Annotated in this window: 15 protein-coding genes; 8 read left to right on the top strand and 7 right to left on the bottom strand. The window is 57.5% G+C overall.

The features are described 5' to 3' along the window. The first annotated feature begins 143 nt into the window (after window positions 1-143). The 6 genes from purE to RVM24_RS02820 all read left to right on the top strand — a co-directional run bounded on the left by purE (window position 144) and on the right by RVM24_RS02820 (window position 7,516). Window positions 144-635 carry a 5-(carboxyamino)imidazole ribonucleotide mutase gene (gene purE, locus RVM24_RS02845; protein WP_061331731.1) on the top strand — a complete coding sequence of 164 codons (492 nt, stop codon included), beginning with the start codon at window positions 144-146 and terminating at the stop codon, window positions 633-635. 174 nt (window positions 636-809) lie between these two features. Then, the gene (locus RVM24_RS02840; RefSeq protein ID WP_106695374.1) at window positions 810-1,928 is read left to right on the top strand and encodes a 5-(carboxyamino)imidazole ribonucleotide synthase; all 1,119 of its coding nucleotides are present in this window, start codon (window positions 810-812) and stop codon (window positions 1,926-1,928) included. 74 nt (window positions 1,929-2,002) lie between these two features. Further along, window positions 2,003-2,581, top strand: coding sequence for a superoxide dismutase [Fe] (gene sodB, locus RVM24_RS02835; RefSeq protein ID WP_431474930.1), 579 nt, complete (start codon window positions 2,003-2,005; stop codon window positions 2,579-2,581). 255 nt (window positions 2,582-2,836) lie between these two features. Then, window positions 2,837-4,897 (top strand): putative bifunctional diguanylate cyclase/phosphodiesterase, encoded by a 2,061-nt coding sequence (locus RVM24_RS02830; protein WP_431474929.1) that lies wholly within the window; start codon window positions 2,837-2,839, stop codon window positions 4,895-4,897. 23 nt (window positions 4,898-4,920) lie between these two features. Beyond that, window positions 4,921-5,508: a LemA family protein gene (locus RVM24_RS02825; RefSeq protein WP_058091810.1), complete on the top strand. Its 588-nt coding sequence runs from the start codon at window positions 4,921-4,923 to the stop codon at window positions 5,506-5,508. A 10-nt stretch (window positions 5,509-5,518) separates the two neighbouring features. Next, entirely contained in the window at window positions 5,519-7,516 is a 1,998-nt protein-coding gene (locus RVM24_RS02820) for a M48 family metallopeptidase (RefSeq protein ID WP_431474928.1), read from the top strand. A 112-nt stretch (window positions 7,517-7,628) separates the two neighbouring features. Here RVM24_RS02820 and gspD read toward each other — a convergent pair whose 3' ends face one another. From gspD to RVM24_RS02790, 6 genes are all read right to left on the bottom strand, one after another. Further along, window positions 7,629-9,584, bottom strand: a complete 1,956-nt coding sequence (gspD, locus tag RVM24_RS02815; protein WP_061331725.1) for a type II secretion system secretin GspD — start codon at window positions 9,582-9,584, stop codon at window positions 7,629-7,631. 32 nt (window positions 9,585-9,616) lie between these two features. Next, window positions 9,617-10,471, bottom strand: coding sequence for a type II secretion system protein N (locus tag RVM24_RS02810; protein ID WP_061331724.1), 855 nt, complete (start codon window positions 10,469-10,471; stop codon window positions 9,617-9,619). A gap of 1 nt (window position 10,472) precedes the next feature. Continuing rightward, a complete protein-coding gene (gene gspN / locus RVM24_RS02805) occupies window positions 10,473-11,264 on the bottom strand; it encodes a type II secretion system protein N (RefSeq protein WP_061331775.1) in 792 nt (263 codons plus the stop codon). A gap of 168 nt (window positions 11,265-11,432) precedes the next feature. Then, window positions 11,433-13,082 carry a chaperonin GroEL gene (gene groL / locus RVM24_RS02800; protein WP_106695369.1) on the bottom strand — a complete coding sequence of 550 codons (1,650 nt, stop codon included), beginning with the start codon at window positions 13,080-13,082 and terminating at the stop codon, window positions 11,433-11,435. Window positions 13,083-13,158: 76 nt separating this feature from the next. Continuing rightward, window positions 13,159-13,446, bottom strand: coding sequence for a co-chaperone GroES (gene groES, locus RVM24_RS02795; RefSeq protein WP_058091815.1), 288 nt, complete (start codon window positions 13,444-13,446; stop codon window positions 13,159-13,161). A gap of 196 nt (window positions 13,447-13,642) precedes the next feature. Next, a complete protein-coding gene (locus tag RVM24_RS02790) occupies window positions 13,643-14,212 on the bottom strand; it encodes an FxsA family protein (RefSeq protein ID WP_431474927.1) in 570 nt (189 codons plus the stop codon). Between the two features lie 72 nt (window positions 14,213-14,284). Between RVM24_RS02790 and RVM24_RS02785 the strand changes: the two genes are divergently transcribed. After that, entirely contained in the window at window positions 14,285-15,046 is a 762-nt protein-coding gene (locus RVM24_RS02785) for an SDR family oxidoreductase (protein WP_058091817.1), read from the top strand. Window positions 15,047-15,069: 23 nt separating this feature from the next. Beyond that, window positions 15,070-15,393: an MGMT family protein gene (locus RVM24_RS02780; protein ID WP_106695367.1), complete on the top strand. Its 324-nt coding sequence runs from the start codon at window positions 15,070-15,072 to the stop codon at window positions 15,391-15,393. A gap of 43 nt (window positions 15,394-15,436) precedes the next feature. On the opposite strand, the gene RVM24_RS02775 is transcribed toward RVM24_RS02780, so the two are convergent. Further along, entirely contained in the window at window positions 15,437-16,951 is a 1,515-nt protein-coding gene (locus tag RVM24_RS02775) for a fumarate hydratase (RefSeq protein WP_058091821.1), read from the bottom strand. Between the last annotated feature and the right edge of the window lie 39 nt (window positions 16,952-16,990).

Here is a 16,990-nt window from a genome sequence, read left to right as displayed (position 1 = left end):
TCAGCCACGATAATACCCGCACTTAACAATCCGTTAAAATGAAGCCTTTTAAAGATTACCGGAACCACGCCCGCCCTGTGTTGCATGGTAGGTAGGCAAAACATACAATGGCCGGCTTTCCAATTATCACAGGACAGTTGCATATGCAGCCGCTTGTAGGACTCATCATGGGCTCGAAATCCGACTGGCCCACCATGGAACACGCCGCCGACATGCTCGAAAAACTCGGCGTCGCCTACGAAACCCGGGTGGTCTCCGCCCACCGCACACCCGACCTGCTCTTTGACTACGCCAAAACCGCAGCCGACCGCGGCCTGAAAGTCATCATTGCAGGCGCCGGCGGTGCAGCTCACCTACCCGGCATGGTTGCCTCCCAGACCTCTCTGCCAGTCCTGGGCGTTCCTGTACAATCAAAGGCCCTGAACGGCCTGGATTCGCTGCTGTCTATCGTACAGATGCCTGGCGGCATCGCCGTTGGCACCCTGGCCATCGGCAAAGCGGGCGCCACCAACGCCGGCCTGCTGGCAGCACAGATTATTGGCACGTCTGACGATGGCGTCCGAAAGGCTGTTGACGAGTTCAGAGCAACACAGACACAAACAATTCTGGATAACCCTGATCCAAGAGATCAGTGAAGCCAACTCCCAAGGCTGGATGAGCAGTTCGGGGAAGGCTTTCCAAAACTGTGCGGAGCCATGGATGGCGGAGCCCAAGCGCCCCATGGATGGGCTTGAGCGTGTTTTGGAAAGCCTTCCCCGAACTGCTCACACCACCAATGTCAGAGCCGAAACCGTGGCAGGAGAAATTACATGAGAATTGGTGTACTTGGCGCCGGCCAGCTAGGCCGCATGCTAGCCCTCGCAGGCTACCCCCTGGCCAAAGACTTCGTGTTCTATGACATGTCCGGCAGTCCCAGCGCCGGCCTTGGCGAAGTCATCATCGACCGTGACGGCCAATACCTGGACGACTTCATCTCCCGGGTGGACCGCGTTACCTACGAATTCGAACACCTGCCCGTCGCCGTGGCAGAAGAACTCGCCAAACACAAACCCGTGCATCCCTGCCCCAGGGCCCTGGAAGTTTGCCAGAACCGCGAAGCCGAAAAGACCCTGTTCGGCCGCCTGGGCATCCCCACACCCCAATGGCAAATCGCAGACAGCGCCGAGTCACTCAAAGCCGCTGCCGAAGAACTCGGCTGCCCGGTGGTTGCCAAGTCCATCACCGAAGGCTACGACGGCAAAGGCCAGGCAGTACTGAAAACACCGGAAGAAGCACAAGCCGCCTGGAGCAGCATCGGGCACCCACGGGTGATCGTCGAAAAGTTCGTCAACTTCAAACGTGAAGTATCGATTATTGCCGTGCGCGCGGAGGACGGCGACCTGGCCTTCTACCCCATTGCCGAGAACACCCACCACGAAGGCATCCTTCGTTATTCCATTGCTCCCGCGCCTGCGCTTCAGGCACACATTCAGCAAGACGCAGAGAAATACATCAAATCTCTGCTGAACGAATTGAACTACGTGGGCGTATTAACCCTCGAGCTTTTTGAGACCGATGATGGCCTGGTGGCCAACGAAATGGCGCCGCGAGTACACAACTCCGGGCACTGGACCATCGAAGGTGCCATGACCAGCCAGTTTGAAAACCACATTCGCGCTGTCAGCGGCCATGCCCTGGGCAACGTGGCAGCCAGAGGGCTTAGCTGCATGATTAACATCATCGGCGAGCATGGAGACATTGAACGCATACTGGAACTGCCCTACGCTCATGTTCACCTCTACAATAAAGGTGAGCGCCCGGGGCGCAAGCTGGGACATGTAAACATTCTGGCCGACAGCTACGAAGAACTGGTTTGGCGGGTCCGGAACTGCGCACAGTTCCTGCCCGGCAGCCCCGAGTTTACAAGTACTCTTACACCAAGGGGTTGATTTAGCTCAAATCGCCCCTATATTGCTGTGACGTACACATTCAACATAAACAGAGAGACAGGGAGAACGACCTCATGGCATTTGAACTTCCCGCACTGCCTTACGAAAAAAACGCTCTGGAACCGCACATGTCCCAGGAAACCCTGGAATACCATTACGGCAAGCACCACCAGACCTACGTCACCAAGCTGAATGGCCTGATTGACGGCACCGATAATGCCAGCAAATCCCTGGAAGACATTATCAAGAGCGCTAGCGGCCCACTGTTTAACAACGCTGCGCAGGTGTGGAACCACACCTTCTTCTGGAACTGCCTGAGCCCGAACGGCGGTGGCGAGCCCATTGGCGCTGCCAAAGAAGCGATCGAGAAAGCGTTTGGTTCTTTCGAAGAGTTCAAGAAAGAATTCAACGACAAAGCCGCCAACAACTTCGGCTCCGGCTGGACCTGGCTGGTGAAGAAGGCCGACGGCAGCGTAGCCATCGTTAATACCAGCAACGCGGAAACTCCGCTGACCGGCGCTGACAAGCCGGTACTGACTGTTGACGTTTGGGAACACGCCTACTACATCGACTACCGGAACAGCCGCCCGAACTATCTCGAAGGCTTCTGGAACCTGGTCAACTGGAATTTCGTTAACGAAAACCTGGCCTGATCACAGAGTAGTGTCGTCGGAAGCTGCCCGGCCGCTTCCGCCTGAACGCCCGCCAGGTCAGCCTGGCGGGCGTTTCTGTATCCAAATGCGACGAAACCGCAACAAATCGATACACGCCCACCCATGATTATTTGAAAAAATCGGCCATACTCCATGCAGTTGCAAAAAATCTGAACCATACTGTCGTACATGGCAGGCCTGACCCTGGCGCCTGCGCCCAAGAACAATCCGGACAGATGAGCCACAAGACTCGGAATGCAAACCGCCTTCAAAGTTGAAAATCACCTGGGATACCGAATCCTGCGCTGGGTTCTGATTGTCGCCCTGTTGACAGGCATCCTGGTCAGCACCGTTCAGGTTGTTCTCGACGCCAGGCGGGTATCCATGGAACTGGAACGCCAGGCCAACCAGACCATGGCAATGGTTCGTGACGCCGCCACCCAGTCCGTTTTCAGTATTGATGACACCCTGGCCCAGCAAGTGGTTGATGGCCTTTTCGCGCTGGAGCCCATTCACCTTGCTCGCATTTCCCACCCGGATGGCGACCAATTGGGCGGCCGGCTCAGGCCACTGCAAGACCGGGCATTCCGTCCCATTACCGACCCGATTTTCGGCAGCATCCGTGAATACCGCGAAAGCCTGCACCGAGGCACCAGCCCAGACACGGTCTACGGCTACCTCGAGGTGCACTACGACACCGCACCCATTGCTGAGAACTGGCTGAACCGTGCACTGATCACTTTTGGTTCGGGTATTGCACTGGCAATGATTCTGGGCCTTGTACTGTTTGTAGTTTTCCATTTGGTACTTACCCGCCCCCTTTTGCGCATTGTACAGTCCGTTCGCACAGTCGACCCGGCACGGCCCGACGACCGGCTGATTGCGGTTCCGGACGGACATCGGGCAGACGAGCTTGGGCTATGGGTGAACGCCACCAATAATCTGCTGGTATCTATCGCTGAGAGCCAGAAAAAGCATCAGGAAGCCGAAGATCGGGTCAATCGCCTGGCACGCTATGACACTCTGACCGGGCTACCCAGCCGCGACGCATTCATGGAAGACCTGCAACACGACATCGTGGCTGCCAGGGAATCCCATGGCACACTGGCATTGATGGTTTGCGGCATTGATGACTTCAAATCCGTGAACGAACAGTGTGGCTTCCGAACTGGCGACACCATATTGCAGACGGTCGCCAGTCGCCTGACCGCCAACCTGCCTTCGGAACGGTTCAGTGTTGCCCGGCTGGGCAGCGACCAGTTTGTGGTTGTTGAGAAGCGGCTGCGTGACGGATTTCAGGCAGCCGATACCGCCGAAAAGATTTTGGGCAGCTTCGCCACCCCGATCAACGCCGGCAACCACCGCATATCCATGACGGCTACCCTCGGTATTGCCTTGTTCCCCTCTGATGCTGACCAGGCCGACCGTCTTCTGCAAAGCGCCGAACAGACCATGGCACTGGCCAAACAGAATGGACACAATCATTTCCAGTTCTACGTAGCCAGCATTGATCAGGAAATCCGAGAACGCAAACAGCTTGAGAAAGACCTGAGTAACGCACTGGCAAACCACGAGTTCCATCTGGTTTACCAGCCTCAGATCAACCTCGAGACCAAACGCATTATCGGTGCCGAAGCACTGCTGCGCTGGGAACATCCCGAGCGCGGCATGATTCCCCCGGATCACTTCATCCCCGTTGCCGAGTCCAATGGCGCCATCGTCGAGATTGGCCAATGGGTGTTGGACCAGGCCTGCTGGCAAGCCGCCCGATGGGCCAGTGAAGGGTCACCCCTCAGGATTGCTGTGAACCTGTCTGCTGTTCAGCTTCGCCAGGAATCCATCGTCGATGACATCCTGAACACCCTGAAACGCCACAACATTCCCGCCGGCCGGCTAGAGCTTGAGGTCACCGAAACCAGCTTCATGACCAATCTCAGCGATGCCGTGGCCAAGCTGCATCGCCTGCATCGGGCAGGCATCAGCATCGCGGTGGACGATTTTGGCACCGGATACTCGTCTCTCACCTACCTGAAGCAGATGCCGGTTCAGCACCTGAAAATCGACAAGCAGTTCATTCGGGACTTGCTGGTCAATGAGGAAGACACACGAATTGCCAACACCATCATTGATCTTGGCAAAAGCCTGAACCTCACCGTTGTGGCCGAAGGGGTTGAAACCGCTGAACAAGAGTACTATCTCAGCCAGCGTGGTTGTAAACTGGCCCAGGGGTACTTTTTCAGCAAGCCACTGCCACCCAAGGAATTTGAGACGTTTGTACAGACTTTCCATGCCCGTATCGTGGAAAATAACGCCTGAACCTTTCACCCTGAGGAGTAGTCATGGGAACGACCGTCATCGGCCTTGTTGTTATTGCCGTTGTCATACTGTACCTGGTGTTTATCTACAACAACCTGGTATCGCTGCGTAATCAGTTCAAGAATGGCTTTGCGCAGATTGATGTGCAGCTACAGCGCCGCCATGACCTGATTCCCAATCTGGTGGAAGCCGCCAAGGCCTACCTTGTTCACGAAAAATCGACGCTGACCCAGGTGATGGAAGCCCGCAACAACGCAGTCAGCGCCCAGAAAGACGCGGCGAAAGACCCGGGGGACGGCACCAAGATCCAGCGTTTGGGCAGTGCCGAGAACCTGCTGACCAAAGCCCTGGCAAACTTCTACGCCGTTTCTGAAAACTACCCGGAACTGAAAGCCAACGAAACCATCCAGCAACTGATGGAAGAGCTCTCCAGCACCGAAAACCGGGTAGCCTTTGCCCGCCAGGCCTACAATGACGGCGTGATGACGTACAACATTTTCCGCGAGAAGTTCCCGAACAATATTGTTGCCGGCATGTTTGCCTTCAAGGAAACCGCCCAGCTGCAACTGGAAACCCCGGAAGCGCGCCAGGTACCAAAAGTCAGCTTCTGAGGCCTGAATCATGGCAAACCCCGGTTTCTTCCAGCGCCAGGCCCATGCCCGGCGCAATACCGGCCTGTTAATCGTCCTGTTTCTGACAGCAGTCACCCTGATTACCCTGGCCGTTTGCCTGGTCGGGTATCTGGTCACCCGCAGCCAAACCTCCGTTCTGCCTTTCCATTACTGGCTCACCTCCAGCCACGGACTCACCACCGCACTCGCGGTGGTGTTGCTTATAGGCGTTGGCTCGCTGGTGCGCTGGGCAGACCTGGCTGGTGGCGGTAGCCGGGTGGCCAAAATGGTGGGCGCCCGCCCGATTGAGCCCGACACCAACGATCCCGAAGAACGCAAACTTCGCAATATCGTGGAAGAAATGGCCATCGCCAGTGGTGTGCCCGTGCCAGATCTGTACGTGATGGACAACGAGACTAGCATCAACGCCTTTGTGGCAGGCTACACGCCTGGTGAGGCCGTTATGGTGGTTACGCACGGCGCACTTACCCACCTCACCCGAGACGAGCTTCAGGGCGTGGTGGGGCACGAGTTCAGCCATATATTGAATGGTGATATGCGCATTAACGTCCGGCTGATTGCGCTGCTGGCCGGCATTCTGATGCTAGGTCAGATTGGCCAGTTCCTGCTTCGGGCAGGTTTCTACAGCGGCGGCCGAAGCCGAAACCGGGATGGCCGGGCGCAGGCTGCAATGGGCCTGATAGGTCTAGCCCTGATGATCATCGGCTATGTGGGTGTGTTCTTCGGCCGGCTGATTCAGGCAGCGGTATCCCGGCAAAGGGAAATGCTGGCCGACGCCTCCTCCGTACAATTTACCCGTAACCCCGAAGGCATAGGCAGCGCCCTGTTCAAGATTGGCATGAAGGGCGGCTACCTGGACACCACCAGCCATGCCAGCGATATGAACCACATGTGTTTTGGCGAGTCGGCACGGATGAAGTTCAGCACCCTGCTCGCGTCCCACCCGCCCATCAACGAACGCATCAATGCGATCCAACCGGGTATGCTGGCACGCTTACGCAGCCGCCTGCGAGACACTGAACCAAGCCAAAAGCTGCGCCAGGACACCTCCAGGACTGCCGGTAAAGCGGGCCTGAACGACCTTGTCAATCAGGTTGTGGCGCCTGCTAGGGGCCGTAGTAGCTCATCACCGGTGCGCTCTTCCCTGGCACCCAATACGCCACAGCCGGCTGAAAAGCTGTCCACACGGGTAGGCACCGTCAGCGCCCAGAGCGAAGCCTTTGCTGTCCAGCTTCTAGAACAATTGCCATCCACCTTCCGTAACCTGCTCTACACCCGCTCCGGCGCGATTCAGCTGTGCTATGCCCTGCTGATCTTTGATCTCTCGCCGAGCATCCAGAAACAACGACTGACGCTGTTAACCGAACACCCGCTACTGGGCGCTCAGCCAGACCTGCTGGACAAAATGCTGCCAGCCCTGGCAAGGCTGGGTGAAACTGCACGCTTCCCGGTACTGGAACTGGCCATGCCGGCATTGCGGAAACTGGACCCGGAAGAACGCGACGCCCTGCTTGAAAACGTTCAGAAGCTGGTCGCAGCCGACAACCGGGTGAGCCTGTTCGAGATGGCCCTGACCACCTTCCTGAACCGGCATCTCGAGCTTGGCGCAGAACAGGTTGTACCGGTCAAATACCGAAACTATCGCCAGGTGATGCCGGCCCTGCGGCGCCTGCTCAGCCTGTTCGCCCGCGCCGGCACCGACACCCCTGAGGACGCCGACAAACTGTATCTTGAAGCCATGGCCGGCTTTGGCACCAGTCAGGAAGAAAGCAGAGCCGGGAAGGTGTCCATGCGAGAACTGAGAGAAGCGCTAAAAATACTGAATCGGCTGTCGCCGCTACTGAAGCCCGCCGTTATAGACGCCTGCGGATACTGCGTGACCCACGATGGCAAGGTGGATGTTCGGGAGTATGAATTAATGCGGCTGGTGGCAGACCAGCTGGATTGCCCGATGCCTCTCCGGGGTCTGTCCCCGAACGGGGACTGACCCACTTTTGCCCGTCTGTTGCACCCCAGCCTAACTACCTACTCGGCCTTCCAAAATGGGTCAGTCCCCATGCGGGGACAGACCCTGAGGGACAGACCCTTTGGGACAGACCCTATTGCCTACGCCCCTGGAACAGCATATCCACCGAGGGCTGGTCTTCCGGGGCGGGCAGGCCGAGCTTTTCGCGGACTTCAAGGTTTACGTCCCACAGCTGGTTAAACTTCTCGGTAGTGGCAGCCACGCTCTCGTCTTTACCGAGCATAATGGTCGGCCTCAGGAAGACCAGCAGGTTGCGCTTGATGCGGGTTTCAGACTCCGATGAGAACAGGCGCCCAAGCAACGGGATATCCCCTAGCAGCGGCACCTTACTCTTGTTGACCTGGAAGTCATCCTTGATCAGCCCGCCCAGAACCACGGTTTCACCATCATCGGCGAGCACGGTGGTTTTGATTTCACGCTTGTTGGTGATCAGATCTGAGGCGCCAGAGACCGTCGTAGTAGAGATATCCTCGGTGGTCTGCTCGACCACCAGCCGAACCAGGCCGTCGGCACTAATGGTCGGTGTTACTTTCAGGGAAAGGCCCACATCACGGCGCTCAATGGTGGTAAACGGGTTGGTGGTTCCATCACCGGTGACCGTCGACTGCCCTGTCCGGAACGGCACGTTCTGGCCCACAATAATCTCGGATTCCTGATTATCCAAGGTAATGATGCTCGGTGTCGAAAGCAGGTTGGCAGCGGATGAGGAAGACAGCGCCTGAATCAGAATACCCCAGGTGAGACCGTCCCGATCCCGCTGGCCAGCGCCAACGGTAATGCCGCCGCCCAACTGCGGCAGGGTATCGCCTACCAGCGCACCAATCACCGAGTTCAGCCCCAGCATGCCCTCACCACTGGTAAGGTTAGTGCCCATTACCGGGAAAGCGTTGGCAGACTCATCACCAGCCGCCAGTTGGACACCCAACTGATCTCCCAGCTCGTCACTGATCTCGACAATCGCCGCTTCAATCATCACCTGAGCCCGGCGCACATCCAGAGCGGCCACAATTTGCTCGGCTTCCTGCATCAACGACGGCTCGCCACGGACAACCAGCGCATTCAAACCTTCATCGGCGAACACCGAGAAGCTTGCGGAACGGCTACCCGATGAGCCACTGCCCCCGGAACCACTGCCGGTACTCGATTCCCGCACCACTTCGCCCATCACGCCCTTTAGGATTTCGGTCAGGGCTTTGGAGTCAGCGTGCTTGAGTCGGATGACTTTTGTCGTGCCGCCAGTTGCCGAGGGCTGATCAAGCTGGCGAATCAAGCCCCGCATTTTGTCACGAAAAGTCTCGTCGCCCCTGAGAATCAGCCGATTGCTCCGCTCATCCGCAGTCACACTGTACTTTCTCGCGGAACTGTCACCGCTACCGCGACGTAATTCATCGGGCGCGAGTTCCTGCAGGAGTTTGACCATATCGCCCACCCAGGCTTCCCTGAGCTGGATAACCTCAACCTCGTATTTGGAAGGGCTGTCCAGTTCGCGAACGATCTGCTCAATACGCTGAATATTGGAAGAATGGTCACTGACAATCAGCGCGTTAGCTGCTGCCACGCCGGCCAGATGTCCATACTTGGCCACCAGCGGGCGCAGGATGGGCACCAACTCCAGGGCATTGGCATTATCAATTTGGATAACCCGGGTAATCAGCTGTTCAGATGGGGTAACCTCGAATCGATCCAGAATCTCGGCAGACTGCTTTGCATCCACCTGCTGGATGATCTTGATCACTTCTTCCCCGGGAATGGCGGTGAAACCGTGCACATTCAATACCGCCAGGAACAGATCATAGATTTCGTGCTTGTTCATGGGCGCACTGGACAGTACGGTCACCTTGCCCTTAACCCTGGGGTCCACCACAAAACTGTACCCGGTAATATCCGCCACCTGAGTGACAAAAGCCCGGATGTCCGCATCCTTGAGGTTCAACCGCCAGGTTTCATCCTGTGCCTGAGCCACCGAAAGGATTGGCAACAGCAGAAGAAACACGAGAGTCCGGAGTACGTTGGTCTTGTGGTTATACATCTGGCGATATCGTCCTGTTGTAATGTTCCCGATCAGCGCCACTGCTCGGGTATGGCATAGCTAACGGTCAGTATGGAGCCGTCTCGTTCTATCTCGATATCCAGCTGGGCCTGGCTACGCCAGTCTTCCAGCAGGGATTTATCCTGTTCTACATCACCCAGGCGCTGACCGTTAATGGCAGTAATGACATCGCCCTGGCGCAGATTGACCGCATTGAGCATCGGGTTGGAGCCATCGTACACATACCCAGAAGCGCCGCTGTCATCCGCTGGCCGTAAGCCGTAAGCCGCCAATGCCGCAGCCCCTTCTGCATCCAGCTGCTGCCTGGCCCCGGCCAGGAAATCATCGGGCGATTCTGCCGCCTGAACCGGTGCGTCCGCAACCATTACCGAAGAGTCCAGCTGCTCTTCAAATGCGAGCGATTCATAGCGGCCGCCACGCCGAATCAGAATGCGGTCTGATTCCACCTCGGCCAGCTCTGCATTACCGGGCAGGGTTTCACCTACCCGGTAATACTCGGTTTCACCATTGCTTCCGGCAACTATAGCACCGGAGTCTTCCGGCCGCTGCCCTATCAGCACCCCCTCGAGGCGCAACCGTAGCCCGGTTTCAGGTGCGCTGCGGCGAACAACCTCTGCCACACCGGCCTGCCGCTCTGGCCGGCCGAAAAATTCGTAACCGGCGATGGAAGCCTGGGGCACCCGGTTCTGGGCGCCAGGTTGGCCACCCAACTGTGCCGGGACATCCGGAACCGGCCGATCAGACCATGCATACAACCAGGTCAGTTTGGCCGCCGAAATACTCAGATAAACCACCAGGGCGACCAGAATAATGTTTGCCAGGGCTCTGGATAGACGCTCCTGATGATGTACTGCCAATCCTGCCACGTCAGAACCCTCCCGGCAGTATTGGCTGACGAACCCGGAACACCACATCACCCGGGCGCGCACTGTCGGGCCATGGCTGCTGCGCCAGGTCAACCATGCGCTTATATACCCTGAGCTCCATCATGCCGTCCCAAAGAATACTGGCATCCGCAGCTGGGCCATCGCCGCCCTGCTCCGATACCGTCAAAGCAACGCCACCCTCGGTGGTATCTACATTAGCCTGCATAGGCGGGAACTCTGCCTGCCCGGTCTGATTCCCCATAGGCCAGGTAACCAGCCCTCCATTCCAGCGCCCGACACCGTCGGCTTGCTGTAATCGGTTATCCGCGAAGACCAGGCGTAGTCGATCGATACTGACGTCCCCTTCAATCATCGCTCCGCCGCTCTGGCGAATCAGATCTTCGAATTCCTCTACCGCTATTCGGCCGCGGGCCGTAACATCCAGGTTACCCGGCCAACCGATACTAGCAGTTCCCTCCACCCGGGATTGTGACGACGCCAGGGAAATTCCAATCGGTAACTCCAATCCGGTCAGCGAGGGCCACCCCAACGTCCACTGCACCCGGGCCGGAAAACCGGCAACCACAACGCCTGCGGCGCCATCCCAGAGCCGACCCGACACCTGTTGCACCACTACCTGCGGTGGCAACTGGACATACCGGGAAGCCTGATGCCAAACCCATCCCGCCGGCACCCACAGCACCAGAACCACGCCATACACCAGCAAGCCAAGCAGCAACATCAGCAGGATCTTGGCAGGGCGCAGGAAAGGCTTGGCTTGGGGTTCAGTCATTGAGTTTTGCACGTTAATGAACGGGTAACCGAGTCTAACAAAGCCATTGGGCAACTTCATGACAAAAATAACGAAAAACCCCGCACCAGTGTGAACCAGCGCGGGGTTTTTCAGGGGTAGATCGGGCCAGACCTCAGAAACTGAGATCTGGTCGGGACCTGGCCGGCATTACATCATGCCGCCCATGCCTCCCATTCCGCCCATTCCACCCATGTCTGGCATACCGCCAGACTTCTCGTCTTCAGGCTCGTCCGCGACCATCGCCTCGGTGGTGATGATCAGGGATGCTACGGAGGCAGCCGCCTGCAGGGAAGAACGGGTGACCTTGGCAGGATCCAGGATACCCATTTCCAGCATGTCGCCGTACTGCTCGGTTGCGGCGTTGAAGCCGAAGGAACCTTCGCCTTCTTTCACCTTGGCAACCACAACAGAGGATTCACCACCTGCGTTGAATACGATCTGACGCAGCGGCGCTTCCATGGCACGGCGCAGAATGTTCACGCCGGCTTTCTGCTCTTCGTTGATGGCGTCTACCTTGTCCAGGGCCGCAATGGCGCGGATCAGGGTCACACCACCACCGGCTACGATGCCTTCTTCAACGGCAGCGCGGGTGGAGTGCAGCGCGTCTTCAACGCGGGCCTTCTTCTCTTTCATTTCGACTTCAGAGCCGGCACCAACCTTGATCACGGCAACACCGCCAGCCAGCTTGGCTACGCGCTCTTGCAGTTTCTCTTTGTCGTAGTCAGAAGTGCTGTCTTCGATCTGCTTGCGGATCTGCTCAACGCGGGCTTCGATATCGCCCTGAGCGCCGGCACCGCCGATCAGAGTGGTGTTTTCCTTGGTCACGTTAACGCGCTTGGCAGTACCCAGATCATCCAGAGTGGTGTTCTCCAGAGTCAGGCCTACTTCCTCGGAAATCACAGTACCACCGGTCAGAATGGCGATGTCCTGCAGCATTTCCTTACGACGGTCACCAAAGCCAGGCGCTTTAACCGCGTTCACCTTAACGATGCCACGCATGTTGTTCACAACCAGAGTGGCCAGGGCTTCGCCTTCGATGTCTTCGGCGATGATCTGCAGCGGCTTGCCAGCCTTGGCAACAGCTTCCAGCACCGGCAGCAGTTCGCGGATATTGGAGATTTTCTTGTCAACCAGCAGGATGTACGGGTCATCCAGCTCGGCAGACATGTTGTCCTGGTTATTGATGAAGTACGGGCTCAGGTAGCCGCGGTCGAACTGCATGCCTTCAACCACGTCCAGCTCGTCTTCCAGGCCACGGCCTTCCTCAACGGTAATGACGCCTTCTTTGCCTACGCGCTCCATGGCGTCTGCAATGATCTTGCCGATGGTCTCATCACCATTGGCGGAGATGGTGCCAACCTGGGCGATCATGCGGCTGTCGTCGCAGGGCTTGGCCATTTCACGAATGGCTTTAACGGCTTCAGCCGTCCCCTTGTCGATACCGCGCTTCAGATCCATCGGGTTCATGCCGGCAGTCACTGCCTTGATGCCCTCATTGACGATAGACTGGGCCAGAACCGTTGCGGTAGTGGTACCGTCACCAGCGGTTTCGTTGGCCTGGGAAGCAACTTCCTTGACCATCTGCGCGCCCATGTTCTCGAACTTGTCTTTCAGCTCGATTTCCTTGGCCACAGACACACCGTCTTTGGTCACGGTCGGAGCGCCGAAAGACTTCTCCAGAACCACGTTACGGCCTTTCGGGCCCAGGGTTACCTTGACTGCGTCTGCCAGGATGTTTACACCTGCAACCATGCGTTTGCGGGCGCTATCACCGAATTTAACGTCTTTTGCTGCCATGTCTTCTATTCCTGTTCGTTAAACCGAAGTTGAATAAGATCGGATTAATGAGCGTTCGTACTTATCGCTGCTGCGATCACTCAAGCACGCCGTAGATTTCGCTTTCGCTCATGATGAGCAGCTCTTCACCGTCAACCTTTACGGTGTTACCGGCATACTGACCGAAGACCACGGTGTCACCCACCTTGACCGCCAGTGCACGGGTTTCGCCGTTATCCAGAATACGGCCATTGCCCACAGCAACTACCTCACCCTGGGAAGGCTTCTCTTTGGCGTTACCCGGCAGCACGATGCCACCCGCAGTTTTCTCTTCTTCTTCCTTACGGCGTACGACAACACGATCGTGTAGCGGACGAATTTTCATTGCTCGGTTTCTCCAATAGTCAGATTAATGTGGCAATGACAATTGCATGTTAAAAGTGTCTGGCCGGAACCCCGGACCGGACAAATTGCCCCGGCATCCAAGCCACTGATAGACAGCAGTTTTCAGCCTGAGACGAATCTGTGGTGAGTTAATGGGGCTGCCACCAACGTTTTCAACACCCGGAGCGAAAAAAATTTCACTTTTTTTCGTCGCCCTCACCGCGCTCCCGTGCCCGCTCGAGGCGTTCCCGATCGCTCTCCGTCTGATCCTGATATTCACCTTCAATAATGTCGCCATTGGCATCCCGATCAAACGGCCGCTGCGGCCCGAACGGTCCGTGCCCTTCAAACGGACCCTGCCCGAATGGCCCGGCACCGCCGCCAGCACCAAAATAAAAGCTCCGACTCTGGCCGGCTACCGTCATTCGCCTCAAAGCCTTCGCCGCGAGCCAGTGCCGGGACCCCGGCAGCAAACAGGCAAACCCCACCGCATCGGTAATAAACCCCGGTGTCAGCAACAAGGCCCCGCCCACGGCCAGAATCAGCCCCTCAGCCACTTCCCTTGCTGGCAATTCGCCGCTGTTCAAGCGCTGGTTCGCCCGCAATAACGTGGCCAACCCCTGCTGGCGCAACAGCCAGGCGCCAATGACGGCGGTCAGCAGCACCAGCCCGATGGTGTTCAACACCCCGATCAGGCCGCCGACCTTGATCAGAACCACCATCTCGGCGATGGGCAGAATAATGAAAAGAAAAAGGAAAACGGGCAAAATGCCTCCTTATAAAAACGATGCAGACACACAGAGAACGTAAACCACCTCTGAACTTAATTAGGGCAAACCATGAAACTTCAAGATTCAGTGATCGCAATCACCGGCGGCGGCCAGGGCCTCGGCCGCGCCATGGCAGAATACCTGGCAGCCAAAGGCGCCAAGCTCGCGCTCATCGACCTGATGGAAGACAAACTGGCGGAAGCCGCCGACGCCTGCAAACAAGCCGGTGGCGATGCAAAAACCTATGTCTGCAACGTCGCTAAAGAAAACGATGTTGAGAAAACCTTCCAGGCTATCATCAACGACTTTGGTCACCTGAACGGTCTGGTAAACAACGCTGGCATTCTGCGCGACGGCCTGATGGTGAAATTCAAGGACGGCAAACTGGAAAAACGCATGGAACTGGCCCAGTGGCAGTCCGTCATTGATGTAAACCTCACCGGCGTATTCCTATGCGGCCGCGAAGCCGCCACCCGCATGATCGAAAACGGTGACCAGGGCGTCATTATCAACATCGCCTCCATCTCCCGCGCCGGCAACATGGGCCAGAGCAACTACTCTGCCGCCAAGGCCGGCGTATCGGCCCTGGTGCCGGTCTGGGCCAAGGAACTGGCACGCTACGGCATCCGCTGCATGGGCATCGCCCCCGGCTTCATCGAAACCGAAATGACAGCCTCCATGAAACCCGAAGCCCTGGAGAAAATGACCGCGGGCATTCCGCTCAAGCGCATGGGTAAGCCGGAGGAAATCGCCTCTGCCGTGGCGTTCATCTTCGAGAACGACTACGTCTCCGGCCGTATGATCGAAGTGGACGGCGCACTGCGTCTCTAGTGCGCAGACGCATGAGGCTCTGAATGGACGAGTTCGACAAGGAACCGACAAAAGAGCAGAAAATCTGGCAGGTAGTGGCCGCCATTCCGCAAGGAAAAGTGGCCAGCTACGGCCAGGTCGCCGCCATGGCCGGCCTGGGCCGCCAGGCGCGCTTTGTTGGTCGGGCCCTGGGCAAACTGCCCGCCGGCCACAGCATCCCCTGGCACCGGGTTATCCGCAGCAACGGCCAGATCGCTTTTCCTGGAGGCACAGAAACCTGCCAGCTTCAAACCGAGAAGCTGAGACTGGAGGGGGTGGAGGTGTATAAAGGAAAGGTAAAGATGAAGGACTTTCAGTGGCAGCCCTGAGCCGAACGCCCAAGGCTGCCACCGAGACTAACAAAGACTCAGATCAAACCGCTTTGGCAGCAATGATCTTGTCGTGCCACTCAACCGGGCCGGTCTGGTGCACGGAGCTGCCACGGGAATCCACCGCTACGGTTACCGGCATGTCTTCCACTTCGAACTCGTAAATGGCTTCCATACCCAGCTCTTCGAAGGCCACCACTTCGGCACCCTTGATCGCCTTGGATACCAGGTAAGCCGCACCGCCCACCGCCATCAGGTATACCGCGCCGTGCTTCTTGATCGCATCAATAGCAACCTGGCCACGCTCGGCTTTACCGATCATGCCGGTCAGGCCGGTTTTCTCCAGCATGGTGTCAGTGAACTTGTCCATACGGGTGGCCGTGGTGGGGCCAGCCGGGCCAACCACTTCTTCACGTACCGGATCAACCGGGCCTACGTAATAGATGAAGCGGCCTTTCAGATCCACCGGCAGCTCCTCGCCACGTTCGATCATATCCACCATCTTCTTGTGGGCGGCGTCACGGCCAGTCAGCATTTTGCCAGACAGAAGAACAGTTTCACCGGGCTGCCAGTCTTTCACGTCTTCCGGAGTCACGGTGTCCAGGTTTACACGGCGCACGTTCTCACCCACTTCCCAGGTGATTTCTGGCCAGTCGTCCAGGCTCGGTGGTGTCTGCAGGGACGGGCCAGAGCCATCCAGCACAAAATGCGCGTGGCGGGTGGCGGCACAGTTCGGAATAATCGCCACCGGCTTGTTGGCCGCGTGTGTCGGAAAATCCTTAACCTTCACATCCAGAACCGTTGTCAGACCACCCAGACCCTGGGCGCCAATACCCAACTCGTTGACCTTCTCGAACAACTCCAGGCGCAACTCTTCAGATCGGTTGGACGCGCCACGGGCCTGCAGATCGTGAATATCGATCGGGTCCAGCAGGGCTTCCTTGGCCAGTTCCATTGCCTTCTCGGCGGTACCACCAATACCAATACCCAGCATACCAGGCGGACACCAGCCGGCACCCATCTGCGGCACCATCTTCAGCACCCAGTCCACCACCGAGTCAGACGGGTTCAGCATGGCAAACTTGGACTTGGCTTCAGAGCCGCCGCCCTTGGCTGCCACGTGCACGTCTACCGTGTTACCCGGCACCATCTTGTAATGGATGATGGCGGGGGTGTTGTCCTTGGTGTTCTGGCGCTTGCCGTCCGGGTCTGCCAGCACGGAGGCACGAAGAACATTGTCCGGGTGGGTGTAAGCACGGCGCACGCCTTCGTTGATCACGTCGTCCAGCGGCATGTCGCACTCGAATTTCACATCCATGCCAATGTTCACGAATACGGTCACAATGCCGGTGTCCTGGCAGATCGGGCGATGGCCCTGGGCACACATCCGGGAATTAATCAGGATCTGGGCCATGGCATCCTTGGCAGCCTGGGACTCTTCGCGCTGATAGGCCTCGTACACAGCCTGAATAAAATCCTTGGGGTGATAGTAGGAAATAAACTGCAGCGCATCGGCTACGCTTTCGATCAGGTCGTCCTGGCGGATAACAGTGGTCATAGTCGCCTCATCAGCTTTCTGATTATCGGAAGTGTGCGG

Source organism: Marinobacter sp. KM021, assembly GCF_050707965.1.
Lineage (GTDB): Bacteria > Pseudomonadota > Gammaproteobacteria > Pseudomonadales > Oleiphilaceae > Marinobacter > Marinobacter shengliensis.
This window is presented reverse-complemented; position numbering and strand designations above follow the sequence as displayed.

Bases quoted from the DNA above. Each gene is read 5' to 3' on its own strand.
- purE (WP_061331731.1), top strand. From the start codon at position 144: ATGCAGCCGCTTGTAGGACTCATCATGGGCTCGAAATCCGACTGGCCC.
- RVM24_RS02840 (WP_106695374.1), top strand. From the start codon at position 810: ATGAGAATTGGTGTACTTGGCGCCGGCCAGCTAGGCCGCATGCTAGCC.
- sodB (WP_431474930.1), top strand. From the start codon at position 2,003: ATGGCATTTGAACTTCCCGCACTGCCTTACGAAAAAAACGCTCTGGAA.
- RVM24_RS02830 (WP_431474929.1), top strand. From the start codon at position 2,837: ATGCAAACCGCCTTCAAAGTTGAAAATCACCTGGGATACCGAATCCTG.
- RVM24_RS02825 (WP_058091810.1), top strand. From the start codon at position 4,921: ATGGGAACGACCGTCATCGGCCTTGTTGTTATTGCCGTTGTCATACTG.
- RVM24_RS02820 (WP_431474928.1), top strand. From the start codon at position 5,519: ATGGCAAACCCCGGTTTCTTCCAGCGCCAGGCCCATGCCCGGCGCAAT.
- gspD (WP_061331725.1), bottom strand. From the start codon at position 9,584: ATGTATAACCACAAGACCAACGTACTCCGGACTCTCGTGTTTCTTCTG.
- gspN (WP_061331775.1), bottom strand. From the start codon at position 11,264: ATGACTGAACCCCAAGCCAAGCCTTTCCTGCGCCCTGCCAAGATCCTG.
- groL (WP_106695369.1), bottom strand. From the start codon at position 13,082: ATGGCAGCAAAAGACGTTAAATTCGGTGATAGCGCCCGCAAACGCATG.
- groES (WP_058091815.1), bottom strand. From the start codon at position 13,446: ATGAAAATTCGTCCGCTACACGATCGTGTTGTCGTACGCCGTAAGGAA.
- RVM24_RS02785 (WP_058091817.1), top strand. From the start codon at position 14,285: ATGAAACTTCAAGATTCAGTGATCGCAATCACCGGCGGCGGCCAGGGC.
- RVM24_RS02780 (WP_106695367.1), top strand. From the start codon at position 15,070: ATGGACGAGTTCGACAAGGAACCGACAAAAGAGCAGAAAATCTGGCAG.
- RVM24_RS02775 (WP_058091821.1), bottom strand. From the start codon at position 16,951: ATGACCACTGTTATCCGCCAGGACGACCTGATCGAAAGCGTAGCCGAT.